Here is a 19,671-nt window from a genome sequence, read left to right on the forward strand (position 1 = left end):
GAACCATGCTGGCCCCGAGCCGCGTCCCGGCCCCCGGCGACCTGCGGATCCGAACCCGGCTCAGGTCAGCGCGGGGGTGGCGGTCAGGGCTCGGACGCGCTCGTAGAGGGCCAGATAGGACCGGGCCATCACCTCGGGGGTGAACCGCCGGGCGGCCTCGGCCCGGCAGCGGCGCGGGTCGATCCGCTCCGCGCCGAGGACGAGCGCCGCCAACTCGTCCTCGTCCTCGGTCAGCAGACCCGTCTCACCGTGCTGGATCAACTCCGGCAGGCAGCCCTGGGCCAGCCCGACGACCGGTGTGCCGAGGGCGAGGGACTCGACCACGGCCGTACCACCGGGTTCGGCCCAACGCAGCGGAAACAGCGTCGCCCGGGCGGTGGCGACCAGGTCGTCGCGCTGCCGCCCGGCCACCGTGCCGACCCAACGCACCCGTACCCCGTCGACGTGCGGCGCGACGTGTTCCCGCCAGAACTGGACGTCGGGGTTGGCCGCCGCCACCGGATCGTCCGCGGCGGCGGCAAGGTCGGCGGGCTGCCGGTACGGCCCGACCGGGCCGGCGAGGACCAGGTCGAACCCGGCCCGGTGGGCCAACCGGGCGGCGAGGTCCTGGCCCTTGCCCGGGTTGATCCGGCCGAGCACCAGGACGTGCCCGGCCTTGTCGACGGGGCGACGCCGGTCCGCGCCGGTGGCCAGCGGGGTGGCCAGGTGGACGTACCCGACCGAGTGGTCGCGCAGCGCCTGTGGAGCGCGGGCGAGTTGCGAGGCGGAGACGCCGTTGACGCGCACCCGGTCGGCGCCGTCGAAGTTGCCGTACAGCTCGGGGTGCTTGGCCAGGTCCCAGTGCAGGGTGTGCAGCACCGGCGGGGCGTCCGGGCCGAGCGCGGCCAGGGTGGCCAGGCCGGCCGCCTCGACGTGGTCGTGCACCAGGTCGATGTCGTCGCGGTCCCGTAGCGTACGCACCACCGCGTGCAGGTGGCTCTGCACCACCCCGCACGCCTGGTTGTACGGCCGTTGCAGGCTGCCGAACTGGCCGTCGGCGAAGACCGCGAGCCGTTCGTCGACGGGTAGTTCACTGCTGCCGACCGTGGCCAGCACCACCCGTACGCCGAGCCGGCGCAGTTCGGGTACGAGGGTGGCGATCACGTTCTCGATCCCGCCGTACCCGTTCGGCGGCACCGGCAGCCACGGGCCGGCGTTGACCAGTACGGTGAGGCTCATGCGCCGGTCACCGCCGTTCCGGCGACCGCCAGCCGGCGGGCCCGACCGCGGGCGGCCCGCATCCGCCGGGCGACGCTGGCCAGCGGTGGGCGTTCGGCCACCGACACGTCGGTGACCACCACCTCCCGGTCCAGGTTGGGCAGTGGCTGCTCACCGCCACGGCGGAACTGGGTGAGCGCGGCCGTCGGTGGCACCGGCTCGGTGACCAGTCCGCGCCGGTGCAGCCGGGTCCAGACGGTGTAGAGAATCTGCGCCGACATCCGGCCCAATCCCTCGGTGTCCTGGTGCCGGTGGAACCGCTCGCCGAGGTCGACCTGGGCCAGGGCGTCCAGCCCGACCAGTTCCAGCAGGTCGATCAGCATGGCGATCTCGACGCCGTACCCGGAGACGAACGGGATCTGTTCCAGCACCTCCCGGCGGCCGGCGTACTCCCCCGCGAGCGGCTGGACGAAGCCCGCCAGTTCCGGCCAGAACATGCTGATCAGGGGCCGGGCCATCAACTCGGTGACCCGGCCGCCGCCGTCCGGCTCCACGGTGCCGCCGCCGACCAGCGGGCGGTGGTAGAAGCCCTTGACGAACGCGACGGTCGGGTCGGCGAGCAGCGGCCCGACCAGCCCGGTGACGAACCGGGGCGAGAAGCGGCGCAGGTCGGCGTCGACGAAGGCGACGATGTCGCCGGTGGCGGCGGCCAGTCCGGACCAGAGAGCGTCACCCTTGCCGTCGAGCCGGGGCAACCCCCGGGTCATCTCGTCCTGGCTCACCACCCGGGCCCCGGCGGCGGCGGCCACCGCCGCGGTCGCGTCGGTGGAGCGGGAGTCCACCACGATCAATTCGTCGATGACCGGGCTCTTCTCGACGAGGTGCCGACGCAGCGTACCGACGATGGTGCCGACGGTCGCCTCCTCGTTACGGGCCGGTAACACCACGCTGACCCGCTGTTCCCCCTTGCTCCTGAGCAGTCGCCGGCTCGTCCACTTCGACGAGTTCCCGGTACGGTACGTGGTCCACGCCTCCACCACGGGTGGAACGGTCGCTTCTGTATGCCGCCGCACGGGCAGACCCCCCCAATGTCACGATCCGCAGCACCGGGCTGAACAGTTTCCCCGGGCCGCTCGGGCAAACCCGAGATCGGCTAACAGCTTGATCTCCAAATCACGGCGTCCCCGAGGCGGCCGGGTGAACGCTTCGTTTCGCCGCCGCCGGGAGGTTTCCCGACGGCCGGGGCCGGAGAAGGCGAAGATCCGATCTGGTCGGGGATCAGGAGGTCGAGGATGCAGGTCTGCCGGGTTGGGCTGATCGGTGCGGGTGGTGTGGCGCAGCGGCACGCGCGGGTACTCTCGGACTTCGACGACGTACGGATCGTCGGGGTCACCGACGTGGTGCCGGAGGCGGCCACGCGGCTGGCCGAGTCAACCCGGGCGCGGTTCTTCCCGGACGTCGACGCGCTGCTCGCGGCGGACCTGGACGCGGTCTACGTCTGCGTGCCGCCCTTCGCGCACGGTGCGGCCGAGGAGGCGGTGCTGGCCGCCGGTCCGGCCCTCTTCGTGGAGAAACCGCTCGCCCTGGACCGGGAAACCGCGCTGCGGATCAACCGACTCGTCCGCGAGCGGGGAGCCGTGACGGCGGTCGGCCACCACTGGCGCTACCTGACCGTGGTCGACGAGGCTCGGCGGATTCTCGCCGACCGGCCGGTCCGGCTGGTCGCCGGGACCTGGCTGGACAGGGTACCGCCGGTCGCCTGGTGGCCCCGGCGGGACCGGTCCGGCGGGCCGGTGGTGGAGCAGGCCGCACACGTGCTCGACCTGGCCCGGCATCTCGTCGGCGAGGTGACGGAGGTCTGGGCCGCCGGCAACGGCACACCCCCGGAGGTGGCCGACGCGGACGTCGACGGCGCGACCGCCGCCGCGCTGCGGTTCGCGACCGGCGCGGTGGGCACGCTCGGCACCACCTGCGCGCTGGGCTGGAAGCACCGGGCCGGCCTGGAGGTGTACGCCGACGGCCTGGCGCTGTCGGTCGGCGAGGACGGCCTGCTGGTGCGGGACGGCGACGGCGAGCGCCGGATCGCGGGCGACCCGGAGCAGGGCCGGAGGGACGTCGACCGGGCCTTCGTCGACGCGGTCCGGGGAATCGGCGCGGACGTCCGGGTGCCCTATTCGGAAGCGCTCCGGACCCACCTGCTGGCGCTGGCGGTCGCCGAGTCGGCCGCGACCGGAGCGCTGGTCCGGGTACCGCCGCTGGAGCCGGCGAATGTCTGAGCGGGACCGGAACCTGGGGGTCGACCGGAACGTGGTGGTCGACCGGAACGTGGTGGTCAGCGGTCCGCACGAGGTGGCGCTCCGCCACGAGGTGCCGGAGCCGCTGACCGACGGCACCTTCCGGGTCGAGACCCTGTTCAGCGGCGTCTCCGCCGGCACCGAGCTGAGTTACGTCAAGGGCACCAACCCCTACCTGTCGGCCACCTGGGACGGCACACTCGGGCTCTTCGTCGAAGGGGCGCCGGAGACGCCGTACCCGGTGACCCGGCTCGGTTACATGGAGGTCGGCCGGGTGACCCGCAGTCGTACCCCGGCGGTCGCCGAGGGCGCGGTGGTGGCGATGACGTATGGGCACCGGACGGGGTACCGGGGCGACCCGCTCCTCGACCGGGTGGTGCCGGTACCGGCCGAACTGGATCCGCTGCTCGGGATCTACGTGGCGCACATGGGGCCGATCTGCGCCAACGGGCTGCTGCACGCCGCCGCCGACCTGTACGGCAGCGGCGTGCGGGACCTCGGCGACGGGGTGCGGGGGCGCCGGGTGGCGGTGACCGGGGCGGGGGTGGTGGCGCTGTTGACCGCGCTCTTCGCCCGGCGGGCCGGTGCCGCCTCGGTGGTCGTACTCGATCCGACGCCGCAGCGGAGGGCGGTGGCTGAGGCGCTCGGCCTGGAGACCCTCGACCCGACCGCCGACGATCCGGCCGTGGTGTTGAAGACGCGGTGGCGGCACGCGGTCGACGACCGGGGCGCCGATGTCGTCTTCCAGTGCCGGGGCCAGTCCTCGGCACTGCATCTGGCGCTGCGGTTGCTCCGCCCGCAGGGCACCGTCGTCGACCTCGCCTTCTATCAGGGCGGCGCCGACCTGGTACGGCTCGGCGAGGAGTTCCACCACAACGGGCTCTCGCTGCGTTGCGCGCAGATCGGCCGGGTACCGCGCGGGCTGGCCCCCACCTGGGACCGCGACCGCCTGTCGGCGGAGACGATCGCCCTGCTCCGGGACTACGGCGACCTGATCCGCGCGCACCTGGTCTCGGCGGTGCTGCCGTTCGACGAGGCGCCCGCGCTGCTGATGGAGCTGGCCGCCGGTCGCCGGCACGAGGTGCAGGCGGTGCTCGCCGTCTGAGCGGGACAGCCCCGAGGCGGCCGGTGCGCGCGGTCAGGTCGGGCACGGGGGCAGCTCGAACCGGGGTCAGCTCGGGCACGGGGGCGGGTGGAACCGGGGTCAGCTCGGGGACGGGGCGGGTCGGAGTCAGGGGTCAAGGCCGGGTCAGGGGTGTGGCCGGTCTCGGCCGGCAGGGTCTGCTGGGCGGCCTGTCGAGCTGGGTGCACGAACGGGGCACCGGCGCTGGCCGACGCGAACTGGCCCGCGCAAACTGCGAGCTAGCCCGCGCAAACTGCGAACTGGCCCGCGCGAACTGGCCGATCGGGCCCGGTGGGCGCCCCGGCGGGGCAGCTCGACAGTCTCCGGATCAGACACTCGGACCGGCGGCCGGAGACCGGCCGCCTGATCGCCCGATCACCCGATCACGCACGGGCTGTTGACCCAGCCGGCCGCTGGGCAGATGCCGTATCGGGCGGTCAGGCTGGGCTGACCCGGACCGCCGGGAAGGGGACGTCCGGACCGGAGGTCACCGCGCGGCTGGTCGAACTGGACTCCCGCAACGCCCGGGTGGCGGCCGAGGCGGCCCGCGCCGCCGGCCTGCACGGTGTCGAGGTGGTGGTCGGGGACGCCGCAGCCGTCGACCGGTACGCCGACCTGGCACCGGCCGACCTCGTCCTGGTCTGCGGCGTCTTCGGCAACGTCACCGACGACGACGTACGCCGCACCGTCGGCTACTGCACCCAAATCTGCGCGACCGGCGGCACCGTGGTCTGGACCCGGCACCGTGGCGAACCCGACCTGGTGCCCCGGATCTGCGAGTGGTTCGCGGCGGAGGATTTCGAACTGGGCTGGCTCTCCGCCCCGGAGGCCGGCTTCGGAGTGGGTGCGCACCGGTTCACGGGCCGGCCCCGGCCGCTCGACCGGGGCGGCCGGATGTTCACCTTCGTCGACACCCGTCCACCGGGCTGACTCCCGGACCCCCACGATGCCCGGGCGGGACGGTGCCCGCCCGGGCAGGGGTCGGCCGGCTCAGCGGGCCGGGACCGCCAGCGGCTGCGCGGACGGCGCCACCGGAGCCGGGAGCTGGCTGGCTCCGCCCAGGTAGCGGTGGATCGCGGCGGCGGCGGCCCGGCCCTCGGCGATCGCCCAGACGATCAGCGAGGCACCCCGGTGCATGTCCCCGGCGACGAAGACACCCGGGGTACCGGCCTGCCACTCGGGGTCGGCGTCGATCGCGCCGCGCCGGTTGCGGGTCACGCCGAGCTGGTCGAGCAGCGGCTGCTCCTCGGTGCCCTCGAAGCCGATCGCCAGCAGTACCAGGTCGGCCGGCAGCTCCCGCTCGGTGCCGGGCAGCACGGTCAGCAGCCGCTGGCCGTCCCGCTTCGTCACGGTCACCTCGGCGATCCGGACCGCGCGTACCTGGCCGGTGCCGTCGTCGACGAACTCCTGCACCGCGACCGCGAAGACCCGCTCGCCACCCTCCTCGTGCGCCGGGTACTCGCGCAGCACCCACGGCCAGGTCGGCCACGGGTCGCGGGCCTCGTCGCGCTCGTGCGGCGGTCGCGGATAGAGGTCGAGCTGGTGTACGCCGGCCGCGCCCTGCCGGTGCGCCACCCCCAGGCAGTCGGCGGCGGTGTCGCCACCACCGATGATCACCACGTGCCTGCCGGCGGCGTCGATCGGGGTCGACGACTCCCGCCCGTTCACGCTGGGCTGGCCGCCGGCCGCCGAGGCGACCGCGCGGTTGGCCGCGACGAGATGCTCCATCGCCTGGTGCACGCCGCGCAGCGCCCGGCCCGGGGTCGCCGGGGTGTCCCGGCCGGCGAGCGCGCCGCAGGCCAGCAGCACCGCGTCGTGCTCGGCCCGGAGCTGCTCGGCGGTGACGTCGACGCCGACGTTCACCCCGGTGCGGAACCGCACGCCCTCGGCGGTGAGCTGGGCCAGCCGCCGGTCGATGTGCTCCTTCTCCAGCTTGAAGTCCGGGATGCCGTACCGGAGCAGGCCGCCGATCGCGTCGTCCCGCTCGTACACCGTCACCGCGTGCCCGGCCCGGACGAGCTGCTGGGCGGCGGCGAGTCCGGCCGGGCCGGAGCCGACCACCGCGACGGAGCGGCCGGTCGGCGCCGGCACCTCCTGCGGGGCCACCAGGTCCAGGTCGAAGGCGCGGTTGACGATCTCCACCTCGACCTGCTTGATGGTGACCGGAGCCCCACCGTTGATCCCGAGTACGCAGGCCGCCTCGCAGGGCGCCGGGCAGAGCCGCCCGGTGAACTCCGGGAAGTTGTTGGTGGCGTGCAGCGACTCGATCGCGGTCGCCCAGTTGCCGGTCCGGACCAGGTCGTTCCAGTCCGGGATGCGGTTGCCCAGCGGGCAGCCGTCGTGGCAGAACGGGATGCCGCAGTCCATGCACCGGGTGGCCTGGTCGCGGATCAGGCCCTCGTCGGCGCTCGGGTACACCTCGCGCCAGTCGGAGATCCGCACCGGCACCGGGCGGCGGGCCGGCAGCTTCCGGTCGTGCTTGAGGAATCCACTCGGGTCAGGCACGAGCCACCTCCTGGGACGGGCGCGAACCGGGGGCGACCGGCCGGGCCGGGGACGCGGGCGGAGTCGGTGCCGGCGGTGCCGGTGTGCTGGCGGCGGCGGGCTGTGCCGGTACGCCCGGCGCGGCGAGCCCGCCCATCACCGCCTCGTCCACGTCCCGACCCTCGGCCCGGGCGACCCGCATGATCTCCATGACCCGCTTGTAGTCCCGGGGCACCACCGCGGTGAACTCCCGCACCGCCTCCGGCCAGCGCTTGAGCAGCCCCTCCGCCACCGACGAGTCGGTCTCGGCGAAGTGCCGCTGCACCAGGTCGTAGAGGGTGACCCGCTCGTCGTCGGTGAGCGGGGCCAGGTCGACCAGCTCGGGGTTGACCCGGCGCCGGTCCAGTTGCCAGACGAAGGCCGTACCGCCGGACATGCCGGCGGCGAAGTTTCGCCCGGTCTGGCCGAGCACCACCACCACGCCGCCGGTCATGTACTCGCAGCCGTGGTCGCCGACTCCCTCGACCACCGAGACCGCGCCGGAGTTGCGTACCGCGAACCGCTCGCCGACCCGGCCGCGCAGGAACAGCTCCCCGCCGGTGGCCCCGTACAGGATGGTGTTGCCGGCGATGATCTGGTCCTCGGCCCGGCCGTTCGGGCCGGGTGGCGCGTCCAGACCGCCGGCGAAGGGTGCCGCCGGGTCGGGGCGGACCACGATCCGGCCGCCGGAGAGTCCCTTGCCGACGTAGTCGTTGGCGTCACCGGCCAGCCGCAGCGTCACGCCGCTGGGCAGGAAGGCGCCGAACGACTGGCCGGCGGTGCCGGTGAGGTCGAACTCGATGGTGTCGGCGGGCAGGCCGGCCCCGCCGAACCGCCGGGTGACCGCGCCGCCGAGCATGGCGCCGACGCTGCGGTGCTCGTTGCGTACCGCCACCGCCGCCCGGACCGGGGTGCCGTCGGTCAGCGCCGGTTCGGCCAGGGCGAGGAGTTCGTTGTCCAGCGACCGGTCCAGCCCGTGGTCCTGGGCCCGTACGCCGCGCCGGGCGGCACCGGCCGGCAGCTCGGGGACGTGCAGTACCGGCCGCAGGTCGAGGCCGTGCGCCTTCCAGTGGTCCAGCGCCGGGGCGAAGTCGAGCAGCTCGGTGGCGCCGATCGCCTCCTCCAGGCTCCGGAAGCCCAGCTCGGCGAGGTAGCCCCGGACCTCCTCGGCGAGGAAGAGGAAGAAGTTCTCCACGAACTCGGGGCGGCCGGTGTAGCGCTCCCGGAGCACCGGGTTCTGGGTGGCGATGCCGACCGGGCAGGTGTCCAGGTGGCAGACCCGCATCATGACGCAGCCCGCGACGATCAGCGGTGCGGTGGCGAATCCGTACTCCTCGGCGCCGAGCAGCGCCGCGACGATGATGTCCCGGCCGGTCTTGAGCTGGCCGTCGACCTGCACGGTGACCCGGTCGCGGAGCCGGTTGAGCAGCAGCGTCTGCTGCGCCTCGGCCAGGCCCAGCTCCCACGGGGTGCCGGCGTGCTTGAGCGAGTTGAGCGGAGAGGCGCCGGTGCCGCCGTCGTGGCCGGAGATCAGGATGACGTCGGCCTTGAGCTTGGCGACGCCCGCCGCGACGGTGCCGACCCCGACCTCGCTGACCAGCTTGACGTGTACCCGGGCGGCCGGGTTCACGCTCTTCAGGTCGTGTACGAGCTGGGCCAGGTCCTCGATGGAGTAGATGTCGTGGTGCGGCGGCGGGGAGATCAGCCCTACCCCGGGGGTGGCGTGCCGGGTGCGGGCGATCCACGGCCAGACCTTGTTGCCGGGGAGCTGCCCGCCCTCGCCGGGCTTAGCGCCCTGGGCCATCTTGATCTGGATGTCGTCGGCGTTGACGAGATATTCACTCGTCACCCCGAACCGGCCGCTGGCGACCTGCTTGACGGCGGAGCGCCGGGCCGGGTCGTAGAGCCGTTCGACGTCCTCGCCGCCCTCGCCGGTGTTGGACTTGCCGCCGAGGGAGTTCATCGCGACCGCGAGCGTCTCGTGCGCCTCGGCCGAGATCGACCCGTACGACATGGCGCCGGTGGCGAAGCGCTTGACGATCTCGCTGGCCGGCTCGACCTCGTCGATCGGCACCGGCTCGCGTACCCCGGTGCGGAGCCGGAACAGTCCGCGCAGCGAGCCGGCCTGCTCGGCCAGCCCGTCGACCTTGGCGGTGTACTCCCGGAAGACGTCGTACTGCCGGCTGCGGGTGGCGTGCTGGAGCAGGAAGACCGTCTCGGGGTTGAACAGGTGCAGTTCGCCCTCGCGGCGCCACTGGTATTCGCCGCCGACCTCCAGCGGCCGGTGGTTGCGCTGGCCGGCGTTCTCGGCGTACGCCCGGGCGTGCCGGGCGGCGACCTCGGCGTGGATCTCCGGCAGCCCGATGCCGCCGATCTTGCCCGGCGTGCCGGCGAAGTAGCGCTGCACGAGCCGGTTGTCCAGGCCGACCGCCTCGAAGACCTGGGCACCGCAGTACGACGAGACCGTCGAGATGCCCATCTTCGACATGATCTTGAGTACGCCCTTGCCGAGCGCCTTGACGTAGTTGCGGATCGCCGTCGCCGGCTCGACACCGGTCAGGGCACCCGTGTTGATCAGGTCCTCGACGGACTCGAAGGCCAGATAGGGGTTGACCGCCGCCGCGCCGTACCCGATCAGCAGCGCCGTGTGGTGCACCTCCCGGCAGTCGCCGGACTCCACGATCAGCGCGGCCTGGGTGCGGGTCTGCTCCCGCACCAGGTGCTGGTGCACGGCGGCGGTGAGCAGCAGCGACGGGATCGGCGCCAGGTCGGCGGTGGAGTCCCGGTCGGAGAGGACCAGGATGCGTACCCCGTCCTCGATCGCCTCCGAGACGTGCCGGCAGATCTCGGTCAGCCGGGCCTTCAACCCGGCCGCGCCGTCCCGGATCCGGTAGAGCCCGGAGACCCGGACCGCCTTGAAGCCGGGCAGGTCGCCGTCCTCGTCGATGGAGAGGATCTTGGCCAGCTCGTCGTTGTCGATCACCGGGTAGGGGAGGACGACCTGGCGACAGCTCGCCGGGTTCGGGTCGAGCAGGTTCCCCTCCGGCCCGATGGTCGCCTGGAGGCTGGTCACCAACTCCTCCCGGATGGCGTCCAGCGGCGGGTTGGTGACCTGGGCGAAGAGCTGGTGGAAGTAGTCGTAGAGCAGCCGGGGCCGGGTCGACAGCGGCGAGATCGGGGTGTCGGTGCCCATCGAGCCGACCGGCTCGGCACCGGCCCGGGCCATCGGGCCGAGCAGGATCTTCAGCTCCTCCTCGGTGTAGCCGAAGGTCTGCTGCCGGCGGCGTACCGAGTGGTGGGTGTAGACGATGTGCTTGCGCGCCGGCAGGTCGGCCAGGTCGATCAGGCCGGCGTGCAGCCACTCGTCGTACGGCTGCTCGGCCGCCAGCTCGGACTTGATCTCGTCGTCCAGCACGATCCGGCCGGCGGCGGTGTCGACCAGGAACATCCGGCCCGGCTGGAGCCGCCCCTTGGCGACCACGCTCGCCGGGTCGAGGTCGAGCACCCCGGCCTCGCTGCCGAGCACCACCAGGCCGTCCGAGGTGAGCCACCACCGGCCCGGACGCAGCCCGTTGCGGTCGAGTACCGCGCCGACCAGCGAACCGTCGGTGAAGGCGACCGAGGCCGGACCGTCCCAGGGCTCCATCAGGCTGGCGTGGAAGCGGTAGAAGGCCCGCTTCGCCGGGGTCATGTCGGGGTCGTTCTCCCAGGCCTCCGGGATCATCATCAGCACCGCGTGCGGCAGGCTCCGCCCGGCCAGGTGCAGCAGCTCCAGCACCTCGTCGAAGTTGGCCGAGTCGGAGGCCGCCGGGGTGCAGATCGGGAAGAGCCGCCGGATGTTCCCCGGGATGCTCGGGCTGCGCAGCAGCGCCTCCCGGGCCTGCATCCAGTTCTTGTTGCCCCGGATCGTGTTGATCTCGCCGTTGTGCGCGATGAAGCGGTAGGGGTGGGCCAGCGGCCAGGACGGGAAGGTGTTGGTGGAGAACCGGGAGTGCACCAGGGCGATCGCGCTCGCCACCCGGGGGTCGGTCAGGTCCGGGAAGAACTCCGGGAGCTGGTCCGGGGTGAGCATGCCCTTGTAGACCATGGTCCGGGCCGACAGCGACGGGAAGTAGGCGGGAATGCCGCGCTCGGCGGTCTCCCGCTCGGCCTGCTTGCGGACGCAGAACGCGACCCGGTCCAGGTCGATCCCGGTCAGCGGGGCGCCGGCCCGGCCGGCCGCCGAGCCGGTCAGCCGCCGCGCGGCCAGGAAGACCTGCCGGATCACCGGCCGGGCCGCCAGCGCGCTCTCGCCGAGGTCGTCCGCGCGGACCGGTACGTCCCGCCAGCCGAGGATCTCGGCCCCCTCGACCAGGGCGTACTTCTCCAGCACCATGCGGGCGCGCGCCTCGTCGGCCGGGTCGGTGGGCAGGAAGACCAGGCCGGTGGCGTACTGCCCGGCCGGCGGGAGCGGGAAGTCGACGACCGACCGGAGGAACTCGTCCGGCACCTGGAGCATGATCCCGGCGCCGTCGCCGGTGTTCTGCTCGGCGCCCCGGGCACCCCGGTGGTCGAGCCGGCAGAGCGCGGCGAGGCCCTTGGCGACGACGTCGTGCGAGCGGCGGCCGTGCAGGTCGGCGACGAAGGCGACTCCGCAGGCGTCCCGCTCCGTGGCCGGGTCGTAGAGCCCCTGTGGCTCCGGCGCCCGGGCTCTCCGGTCGGGGTGCTCCGGGACGCGGCCGGGGCCGGTCGACGCGGAGTCGGCACCCGCCGACGAGGAGAGGTGCGGTTCCTGGGGGTACGGAAAGGCCACCGGGGCTCCTGTCGTCACTCACGTTCAATCATTAGGTCGGGACGACGTCGGCCCTGCTGGGTCTCTCGAGTCTACGTTAGGGTCCGGCGGGGTCCACCAGGGGCGAACCGATCACAGGCAGCGGAATTGATCACATGGCCCGGGTCCCGTACGTGTACGCTCCCCCGGTGGCATCTGTACGAGACGAGCCGTTTGACCGGTTGGAACGTTTTTACGATGCGGTGCCGCGTGACGGGGCACACACGGAGGATTTCGGCGGGCTGGTGCTCTTCGTCCGCGATGGTGCGGGATGGCCATTCTACGCCCGTCCCAGGCTGGACGCCACGGAGCCGCCGTCGGCCGCCGACGTGACCGCCGTCCGCCAGCGGCAGCGGGACCTCGGCCTGCCCGAGGCGTTCGAGTGGGTACACGAGAACCACCCGGAGCTGCTCGCGGTGGCCCGGTCGGCGGGGCTGGCGGTGCTGGAGGCACCGCTGATGGTGCTCGACCCGGCCGCCCTGCCCCCGCCCGAGGAGTTCACGGCGACGCCGGTGCGGATCCTCGACCCGGCGGCGCCGACGTTCGCCGCCGACGTGGCGGCCCGGCGGGCGGTCGCGGCGGTCGGCTTCGCCGCACCCGGCACCGACGTCGGCGCGGCCGGCCCGGCAGCCCGGGACACCGCCCTGGTCGAGCTGCCGGTCGACTCGCTGGACGAGGAGCGCACCCGGACGGCCGCCGGCCGCCGGATCTCCGCCCTGGTCGAGCTGCCCGGACAGGGCGCCGTGGCCAGCGGCATGGCGCTGCGGGTCGACGACGTCGCCGAGATCGCCGGCATCGCCACCCTGCCCACGGCCCGCCGCCGGGGCCTCGGCGCCGCGGTCACCGCCGCGCTCGCCCGCCGGCTGCTCGACGACGGTACGAGCCTGGTCTTCCTCTCCGCCGGCAGCGAGCAGATCGCCCGGGTCTACCTGCGGGTCGGCTTCCGCCGGATCGGCACCGCCTGCATCGCCGAGCCCGCTCCGGTGGGCTGAGCCGAGGGGGTCGCGGCCGGGGGGCGGCCGAGGATACTCAAGACATCCTCAAGATCATTGCATCGCCGCACGTCAGGGATCATGATGACCGGCAGTGCTGTCCCCCCCGACTCCTCCCCCTCGGAGTTCACATGCGAATAAGGAAACCGACGGTAGTCGTACTGTCTACATTGCTCGTGGCCAGCCTCGGCACCGTCACCGCCCCCTCGGCGGCCTTCGGCCAGCCGACCTCGGCGGTGCCGGGCACCACGGCCGCGGAGCCCAACCAGGTCACCGGACTCACCGTCACCCAGGCCGACGGGTACGCCACGGTCGCCTGGACGCCGGTCCCCGACGCCACCGACTACCAGATCGAGCGCACCCCGGTCGACGCCTCCGACACGGCCACCGGCCCGGCGGTGGTGGTCGGCGTCTGGCGGCCGAACCGTCAGATCAACAACGAGTCGCCGACCTTCGCCGACGCCGGCTTCGACCCCGGCCTGCGGTTCCAGTGGCGGGTACGGGCCCGGATCGGCACCGCCGAACAGCCGTACTCGGCACCGGTCACCGGCACCACCCGGCAGCCCTGGGGCAACCCGGCCGTCCCCGGCGAGAACCTGCGCACCCAGTGGGAGACCACCAAGGCCGCGCAGTACACCAGCGACGTCGACGAGTACGCCTACACCGCCGAGATCGACCGACTCAGCGACCGGGTACGGGTGGTGGAGATCGGCCGTACCGTGCTGAACCGGCCGATCAACATGTTCGTGATCGGCTACCCCGCACCGCCGGCCACCCCGGCGGCGGTCGCCGCGACCTCGCCGCTGGCGATCAACTGCAACGTGCACGGCAACGAGCCCGGCGACCGGGAAGCCTGCCTGGTGCTGGCCCGCAAGCTGGCGTTCGGCACCGACGCCAGGACGATCGACCTGCTCAAGCACACCACCGTGCTGATCGTGCCGACCATCAACGGCGACGGCCGGGCCGCCAACACCCGGGGCAACTCGACCGGGCAGGACCTCAACCGCGACTACTCGCTGATCCGCCAGCCGGAGACCGCGGCGTACGTGAAGATGGTCCGCGACTACCGGCCGGTGGCCGGCTACGACGGGCACGAGTACGGCAACTCGACCGCCGGTGACCTGCCGATGCTGCCGCCCCGGCACCAGAACGTGGCCAAGCAGATCTTCGACGAGTCGATGGACATGATCGAGGGCCACATGTACGTCGAGGGCGCCAAGGACGGCTGGTGGGCCTGCCCGTACGGCTGCCAGGGCGGCAGCGGCGTGGGGCTGAGCGAGGAGACCATCCTGCGCAACACCCTCGGGCTGAAGAACACCGTCAACTCGCTGCTGGAGCTGCGCAGCTCCGGCGGGGCGACCCGACCGGACGAGGGCAACTCGGCGAACAACCGGCGCCGCAAGACGTACTCGGCGCTCTGGACGTTCAGCCAGTTCCTCGACTACCACCGGACCAACCTGCCGGCGATCCAGCAGGCCCGCAGCGAGGCGATCGAGTTCCAGGCCAGCAACACCGGCCGGCTCGTCTTCCGGGGCTCCCGGCCGATCCCGCTGCACCCGGCGCCGCACCCCGGCGAGGCCGGACCCCGGGACGACCTGCCCGTACCGGAGATGATCCTCGACAACGCGCCGTGCGCGTACAAGCTCACCGAGGAGCAGTACAACGGGGCGCGCACCGACGGCCCCGGCGGGGTCGGCGCCACCGTGGCGCAGCGGATCGCCGCGCACGGCTGGAAGGTCGTCAAGGGCAGCGACGGGTACTACGTGCCGCTGGCCCAGCCGGAGCGGGGCCTGATCCCGCTGCTGCTGGACGCCCAGGGCGCGGAGGAGCTGGTCGACGGCACCCGGGTCTACCCGACCCGTACCGGCCGGCACAACGGGCCGCTGACCATCTCCGGCTTCGCCTGCCTGTCGGACGCGACGGTGAACGGCCCGGTGACCGTCCGGCCCGGCGCCATCCTCGTCGCCACCGGCAGCACGATCAGCGGCCCGGTCAGCGCGGCCGGCGCGGCCGGCGTCTTCCTGGCCGACAGCACCGTCCGGGGCCCGGTCTCGGTCGCCGGCACCACCGGCGCCGTCTCGCTGGTCGACAACACGATCTCCGGCCCGGTCTCGCTCGCGGTGAACAACACCGACAGCGGCCCGGCCCTGGTCGCGGGCAACTCGGTGAACGGTCCGCTGAGCTGTGCGGTCAACAGCCCGGCACCGACCAACATCGAGGTGGCCAACTCGGTGAAGGGCCCGAAGGTGGGCCAGTGCGCCGCGCTGTGACCCGGCCGGCGCACCGCTGAACCAGGCACCATCCGCCGTACCGGTGGGTCGGGTCGTCAGGGCCCGGTCCACCGGTACGGCACCCCCGTCAGTCGTGGAGGTTGTCGTGTCCGAGCCGTCCATCCCAGCCTCCCCGGCCGGCGGTCCCGTCCGGCGGCAGGCTGCCCGCCGTACCCGGATCGGTCGCGGCCGGCTCCGGGCGGCGCTGGCGCTCGCCGCCACCGCGCTGCTCGCCGGCACGGCCGCCGGCTGCACCGACGACGGCCCGGACGACCGGGACGCGGCGGCGGCCGGCTCCGGGGTGACCGGTCCGCTCTGCGCGGCCCTCCCCTCCGGCACCGACCCCGGCAACCCGGACGCGCTGGCCGACCAGCCCGGCGACGTGGCGTTGCAGTGGATCCCGGTGCTGACCCGCTTCGAGGCGGCGGTCCGCGCCGCCGACCTCGCCGCCGAGCTGCGCGCCCCGGGCGGGGTGACCATCCTGGCCCCGACCGACGACGCGTTCGGGAAGAAGTTCTCCGAGGAGAACCTCGACGACCTGATGATCCACCGCCGGGACGAGCTGCGGGACCTGGTCCGGGCCCACCTGGTGGCCGGCGCCCACCCGCTGGCCGACCTGGTCGCCGACGGCACGGTACGCACCCTCGACGGCAGCACGGTGCCGGTCAGCGCGGCCGGGCCGATGGCCCGGATCGGCGAACACGTGCAGAGCGTCTGCGCCGACTACCGGGTCGCGGGCGGCCGGATCCACATCGTCAACGGCGTACTCGGCAAGCTGCCGACCACTTTCGACCCCGACGCCGGCTCCGGGCACTGAGCCCTCGGCCGACACCGGTTCAGGTTTCGACCCCGACGCCGGCTCCGGGCACTGAGTCCTCGGCCGACACCGGTTCAGGGCGCCGGGGGCCGGTCTGCGCCCCCGCCGCCGGCCAGCACGACGTCCAGCGGCGCCTCCCGGCCGTACCGGTGTGCCGGGGCGAAGCCGCCGCCGGTGGCCTCACCTGTGCCGGTGCCGCCATCCGTGCCAGTGCTCATGCCTGTGCCTGTGCCGCCGCCCGTGCCGGTGAGCGGGCGTACCACGCCGTCCAACTGGGCGCGCAGGGCCCGCTTCGTCGCCTCGGCGTCCGCCCGCTCGCAGGCCGGCACCGGCGCCCCGATCTCCTCCCGGATCCGGTCGGCCGCGCCGAGCAGCTCCGCTCCGCGTACCGGGTCACCGTCCAGCCGGGCCACCTCGGCCAGCGCCTCCAGCACGCTGGCGGTACGCCACCGGTCACCGACCTGGCGGTGCGCGGCGAGGCTCAGCCGCAGGTGCCGGGCGGCCCGGCCGGTACGCCCACCGCGCAGCTCGACCAGCCCGCGCAGGTTGTGCGCCCAGCCGACCCCCTCCGGGAAGCCGACCGTGGAGTACCGCCGCAGAGCCACGTCCACCAGCGACGACGCCCGGTCGATGTCGCCCCGGTACAGCGCCACCGCACCGAGGTTCATCAGCGCGCTCGCCGCCGCCAGCGGGTCACCGAGCCGCTCGTGCCGGCGCAGGCTCGCCCAGAGCCGCGAGTCGGCCCGGTCCAGGTCACCGGCGAGCCAGGCGGTGAAGCCGCGCAACTCGGTCGTCTGCGCCTCGCCCCACTCGTCGGCGCAGTCGGCGAAGATGGCACCGGCGGTGGCCAGGTGACCGGCGGAGTCGGCGTACCGGGCCTGCTCCCGGGCCACCGAGCCGAGGATCTGCTCCACCCGCGCCTCGGCCCGGCGGTCACCGGTGACCCGGCAGGCGGCCCGGGCCAGCTCCGCGTGCCGGATCGCGGCCGGATAGTCGCAGGCCAGCATCGCCAGCATGGCCGCGCCGATCCCGGCCCGGGCCCGCAGCTCGGCCGGGGCGTCCGGATGCCGGGCCAGCGCCGTCGACAGCCAGCCGTGCCCCTCCCGGTAGTTCCCCGCCAGCCGGCAGTACATGGCGAGGGCGGCGGCCAGCCGCAGGTCACCGTGGGCGGGTCCGCCCGCACCCGCCTCGGCCAGCCAGGCCATCGCGGACCGCAGGTTCGGCTCCTCGGCGCGCAGCCGGGCCAGCCACCGGTCCCCGGCCGCGCCGCGCAGCCGGTCGTCGGCCCGCTGGGCCAGGTCCAGGCAGTAGGCCGCCAGCGCCTGCCGGGCGGCCACCTCGGCACCGGAGTCGAGCAGCCGGGCCAGCGCGTGCCGCCGGACCGGCTCCAGCATCCGGTAGCGGGTCCGGGCAGCCTCGCCCGCCTCGCCGGGGCCCTCCGGGCCGCACCGTCGCACCGGCTCGGCCGCCGCGCCCGGCTCAGTCGCCCCGCCGGGGGCGGCCGTCGCGCCCGGGTCAGTCGCCCTGCCCGGCTCGGCCGCCCCGCTCGGCTCGGTCGCCCCGCCCGACTCGGCCGCCCCGCCCGGCTCGGTCGGCTCCGGGCCCTCGGTGGGTAGCGGCTCCACCAGGGACGCCTCGACCAGCGCGGCCAGGGCGGCCGGCGCGGACGGGCCGGCCACCGCCCGGGCCGCCTCGGCGTCGAACCCGCCGGCACAGATCGAGAGCCGGTCGAAGAGCCGGCAGGCCGCCGCGTCCAGCATGGCCAGGCTCGACTCCACCGCGGCGGCGACACTCCGGTGCCGGTCCGGCGGCCTCGGGTCCGGGCTGCGCAGCAGCCGTACGTCGGTCCGCAGCCGGGCGACGATCTCGTCGACCGTCAACATCGGGGTACGCGCCGCGGCCAGCTCGATCGCCAACGGCAGCCCGTCCAGGTCGGCACAGAGCCGGACGACCGCGTCGGCACTGGCCTCGGGTACCGGCCGGCCGGTGACCTCCCGGGCCCGTTCGAGGAAGAGCCGGGTGGCCGGGTGCGCGGCCAGCGCCGCGAGGCTGTGCCCGGTGCCCACCTCGGGTACGGCGAGCGCCGGCACCCGGATCCGCGACTCGGCGGGCAGCCGCAGCGCCACCCGGCTGGTCGCCAGCACCCGCAGTCCGGGGCAGCGGGCGAGCAACCGCTGCACCAGCTCGGCACAGCCGGTGACCAGGTGTTCGCAGTTGTCCAGCACCAGCAGCGCCCGGACCGGGCCCAGGTCGGCGGCGAGCGCCTCGACCATGTCCCGCCCCAGGTCCGGTACGCCGAGCGCGGCGGCCACCGCCTGCGGTACCCGTACCGGGCTCTCCACCGGGGTCAGGTCGACGAACCAGACCGGCCCGTCGGTGCGGGCCGCCGCGACCGCGAGCGCCAGCCGGGTCTTGCCGGCCCCGCCCGTGCCGGTGAGCGTGACCAGGCGGTGCCGGTCCAGTTGCGCGGCGACGACGTCGCGCAGCTCGTCCCGGCCGACCAGGGCGGTGAGCGGGACCGGCAGTCGGGCGGCCGGACGCGGTCGGGACGCCGACGAGCCGGTGGCGACGTCCGGGGCAGGCGTCGGAGCCGGACCCGTCGCCCAGTCCTCGGGCAGCTCACCGGCGCGCACCGCCGCCGCGAGTACGCAGACCCGACCGGCCGGCTCGACGCCGGCCTGGTCCCGGAAGACCTCCCGGGCCCGCTGGTGCACCTCGGCGGCGCCCCGGCGTCCCTGGTGCAGGTACGCGGCGACGAGCAGCAGCTCCCACAGCCGTGCCCGCAGCGGATGGGCCGCCACCGCCGAGGTCAGCTCGGCGACCCCCGCCCGGGCCACCCGGGCGGCGGTCGCCCCGGCGGCCACCGTCGCCCGATCGGCGACCGGGCCACCTGCGGCGGCGTGCGCCGCCACGGCCAGCCGCAGCACGCAGGCCCAGCGGTCCTCGAAGGCGCCGATCCGGGCCTGCCGCAGCCGGCCCAGCTCCACGGCGGCCCAGCCGGACGGGCAGAGCCGGTACGGGTTCTGCTCGTCGGCGACCCGGCCCTCCCCGGTCGGAACCGGCGGCTCGGTCCAGACGGCCAGGGCGGCCCGGAACAGCCGGGCGGCGGCCCGCAGCTCACCGCCGGCCATCCGGCGCCGGGCCAGGTCGAGCAGCCGGCCGAACCGGCTCGCGTCGATCCGGTCGGAGGGCATCCGGAGCAGGTATCCGCCGGGTCGGACCTCCAGCGCGCCCGGTGACCCGCAGTCGGCCAGCGCGGTGGCCAGCAGCGTCGCCGCCCGGTCCAGGGGACGGGCACCGGCCCGGGACAGCGCGTCCCGACCGGCGAGCGCGGCCAGCAACTCGGCGTCCGGGACGGGCTCGTTGGGCCGCAGCGCCAGCAGCCGGAGGAGCGCACCGGCAGCGTCCGGCAGCGCGACCGGCCCCCGGGGACCGATCAGGCGGACCGGTCCGAGCAGTCGTACCTCGGCCGGGGTGGCGTGCCGCCGCTCCGTACAAGCCTGTTGATCAGGCACGCTGTGCCGCAACTGGGAGCCCTCACCTTCGCTCCCGGGTAGTGTGCGCGACGCGGCGTCGTGCGGGGCATCCTCCCGATCGGTCGGTTAGCCGACGAACCGGAGGGTCCGGCGCGACCCGCTCGGGCAG

The 19,671-nt window shown here is 74.4% G+C and carries 11 protein-coding genes; 6 read left to right on the forward strand and 5 right to left on the reverse strand.

Translation table 11 applies throughout. The features are described 5' to 3' along the window. Positions 1 to 60: 60 nt before the first annotated feature. Both C6361_RS27840 and C6361_RS27845 read right to left on the reverse strand, forming a co-directional pair. Entirely contained in the window at positions 61 to 1,218 is a 1,158-nt protein-coding gene (locus C6361_RS27840) for a glycosyltransferase (protein WP_107269516.1), read from the reverse strand. Beyond that, positions 1,215 to 2,234 (reverse strand): glucosyl-3-phosphoglycerate synthase, encoded by a 1,020-nt coding sequence (locus C6361_RS27845; protein ID WP_234359668.1) that lies wholly within the window; start codon positions 2,232 to 2,234, stop codon positions 1,215 to 1,217. Before C6361_RS27845 ends, C6361_RS27840 begins: the two co-directional genes overlap by 4 nt. 255 nt (positions 2,235 to 2,489) lie before the next feature. On the opposite strand from C6361_RS27845, the gene C6361_RS27850 reads away from it, so the two are divergent. The 3 genes from C6361_RS27850 to C6361_RS38390 all read left to right on the forward strand — a co-directional run bounded on the left by C6361_RS27850 (position 2,490) and on the right by C6361_RS38390 (position 5,544). After that, a complete protein-coding gene (locus C6361_RS27850; protein ID WP_107269518.1) occupies positions 2,490 to 3,473 on the forward strand; it encodes a Gfo/Idh/MocA family protein in 984 nt (327 codons plus the stop codon). After that, on the forward strand, positions 3,466 to 4,596 hold the full coding sequence (locus tag C6361_RS27855; protein ID WP_234359050.1) for a zinc-binding alcohol dehydrogenase: 1,131 nt from the start codon (positions 3,466 to 3,468) through the stop codon (positions 4,594 to 4,596). The genes C6361_RS27850 and C6361_RS27855 overlap by 8 nt, the downstream gene beginning before the upstream one ends. A gap of 546 nt (positions 4,597 to 5,142) precedes the next feature. After that, positions 5,143 to 5,544, forward strand: coding sequence for a hypothetical protein (locus tag C6361_RS38390; RefSeq protein WP_234359051.1), 402 nt, complete (start codon positions 5,143 to 5,145; stop codon positions 5,542 to 5,544). Between the two features lie 60 nt (positions 5,545 to 5,604). On the opposite strand, the gene C6361_RS27865 is transcribed toward C6361_RS38390, so the two are convergent. Both C6361_RS27865 and gltB read right to left on the reverse strand, forming a co-directional pair. Further along, positions 5,605 to 7,119, reverse strand: a complete 1,515-nt coding sequence (locus C6361_RS27865) for a glutamate synthase subunit beta (RefSeq protein WP_107269520.1) — start codon at positions 7,117 to 7,119, stop codon at positions 5,605 to 5,607. After that, complete coding sequence (gene gltB, locus C6361_RS27870) at positions 7,112 to 11,929, reverse strand: glutamate synthase large subunit (RefSeq protein WP_107269521.1); 4,818 nt, start codon at positions 11,927 to 11,929, stop codon at positions 7,112 to 7,114. The genes C6361_RS27865 and gltB overlap by 8 nt, the downstream gene beginning before the upstream one ends. A 167-nt stretch (positions 11,930 to 12,096) precedes the next feature. Between gltB and C6361_RS27875 the strand changes: the two genes are divergently transcribed. The 3 genes from C6361_RS27875 (at position 12,097) to C6361_RS27885 (ending at position 16,026) form a co-directional block, all read left to right on the forward strand. Then, positions 12,097 to 12,939 carry a GNAT family N-acetyltransferase gene (locus tag C6361_RS27875; RefSeq protein ID WP_234359052.1) on the forward strand — a complete coding sequence of 281 codons (843 nt, stop codon included), beginning with the start codon at positions 12,097 to 12,099 and terminating at the stop codon, positions 12,937 to 12,939. Between the two features lie 176 nt (positions 12,940 to 13,115). Beyond that, a complete protein-coding gene (locus tag C6361_RS27880) occupies positions 13,116 to 15,209 on the forward strand; it encodes a M14 family zinc carboxypeptidase (RefSeq protein WP_234359053.1) in 2,094 nt (697 codons plus the stop codon). A gap of 106 nt (positions 15,210 to 15,315) precedes the next feature. Further along, complete coding sequence (locus tag C6361_RS27885; RefSeq protein WP_159079509.1) at positions 15,316 to 16,026, forward strand: fasciclin domain-containing protein; 711 nt, start codon at positions 15,316 to 15,318, stop codon at positions 16,024 to 16,026. A gap of 74 nt (positions 16,027 to 16,100) precedes the next feature. On the opposite strand, the gene C6361_RS27890 is transcribed toward C6361_RS27885, so the two are convergent. Then, entirely contained in the window at positions 16,101 to 19,541 is a 3,441-nt protein-coding gene (locus C6361_RS27890; RefSeq protein ID WP_107269524.1) for a BTAD domain-containing putative transcriptional regulator, read from the reverse strand. Between the last annotated feature and the right edge of the window lie 130 nt (positions 19,542 to 19,671).

The sequence above is a fragment of the Plantactinospora sp. BC1 genome (assembly GCF_003030345.1).
GTDB lineage: Bacteria > Actinomycetota > Actinomycetes > Mycobacteriales > Micromonosporaceae > Plantactinospora.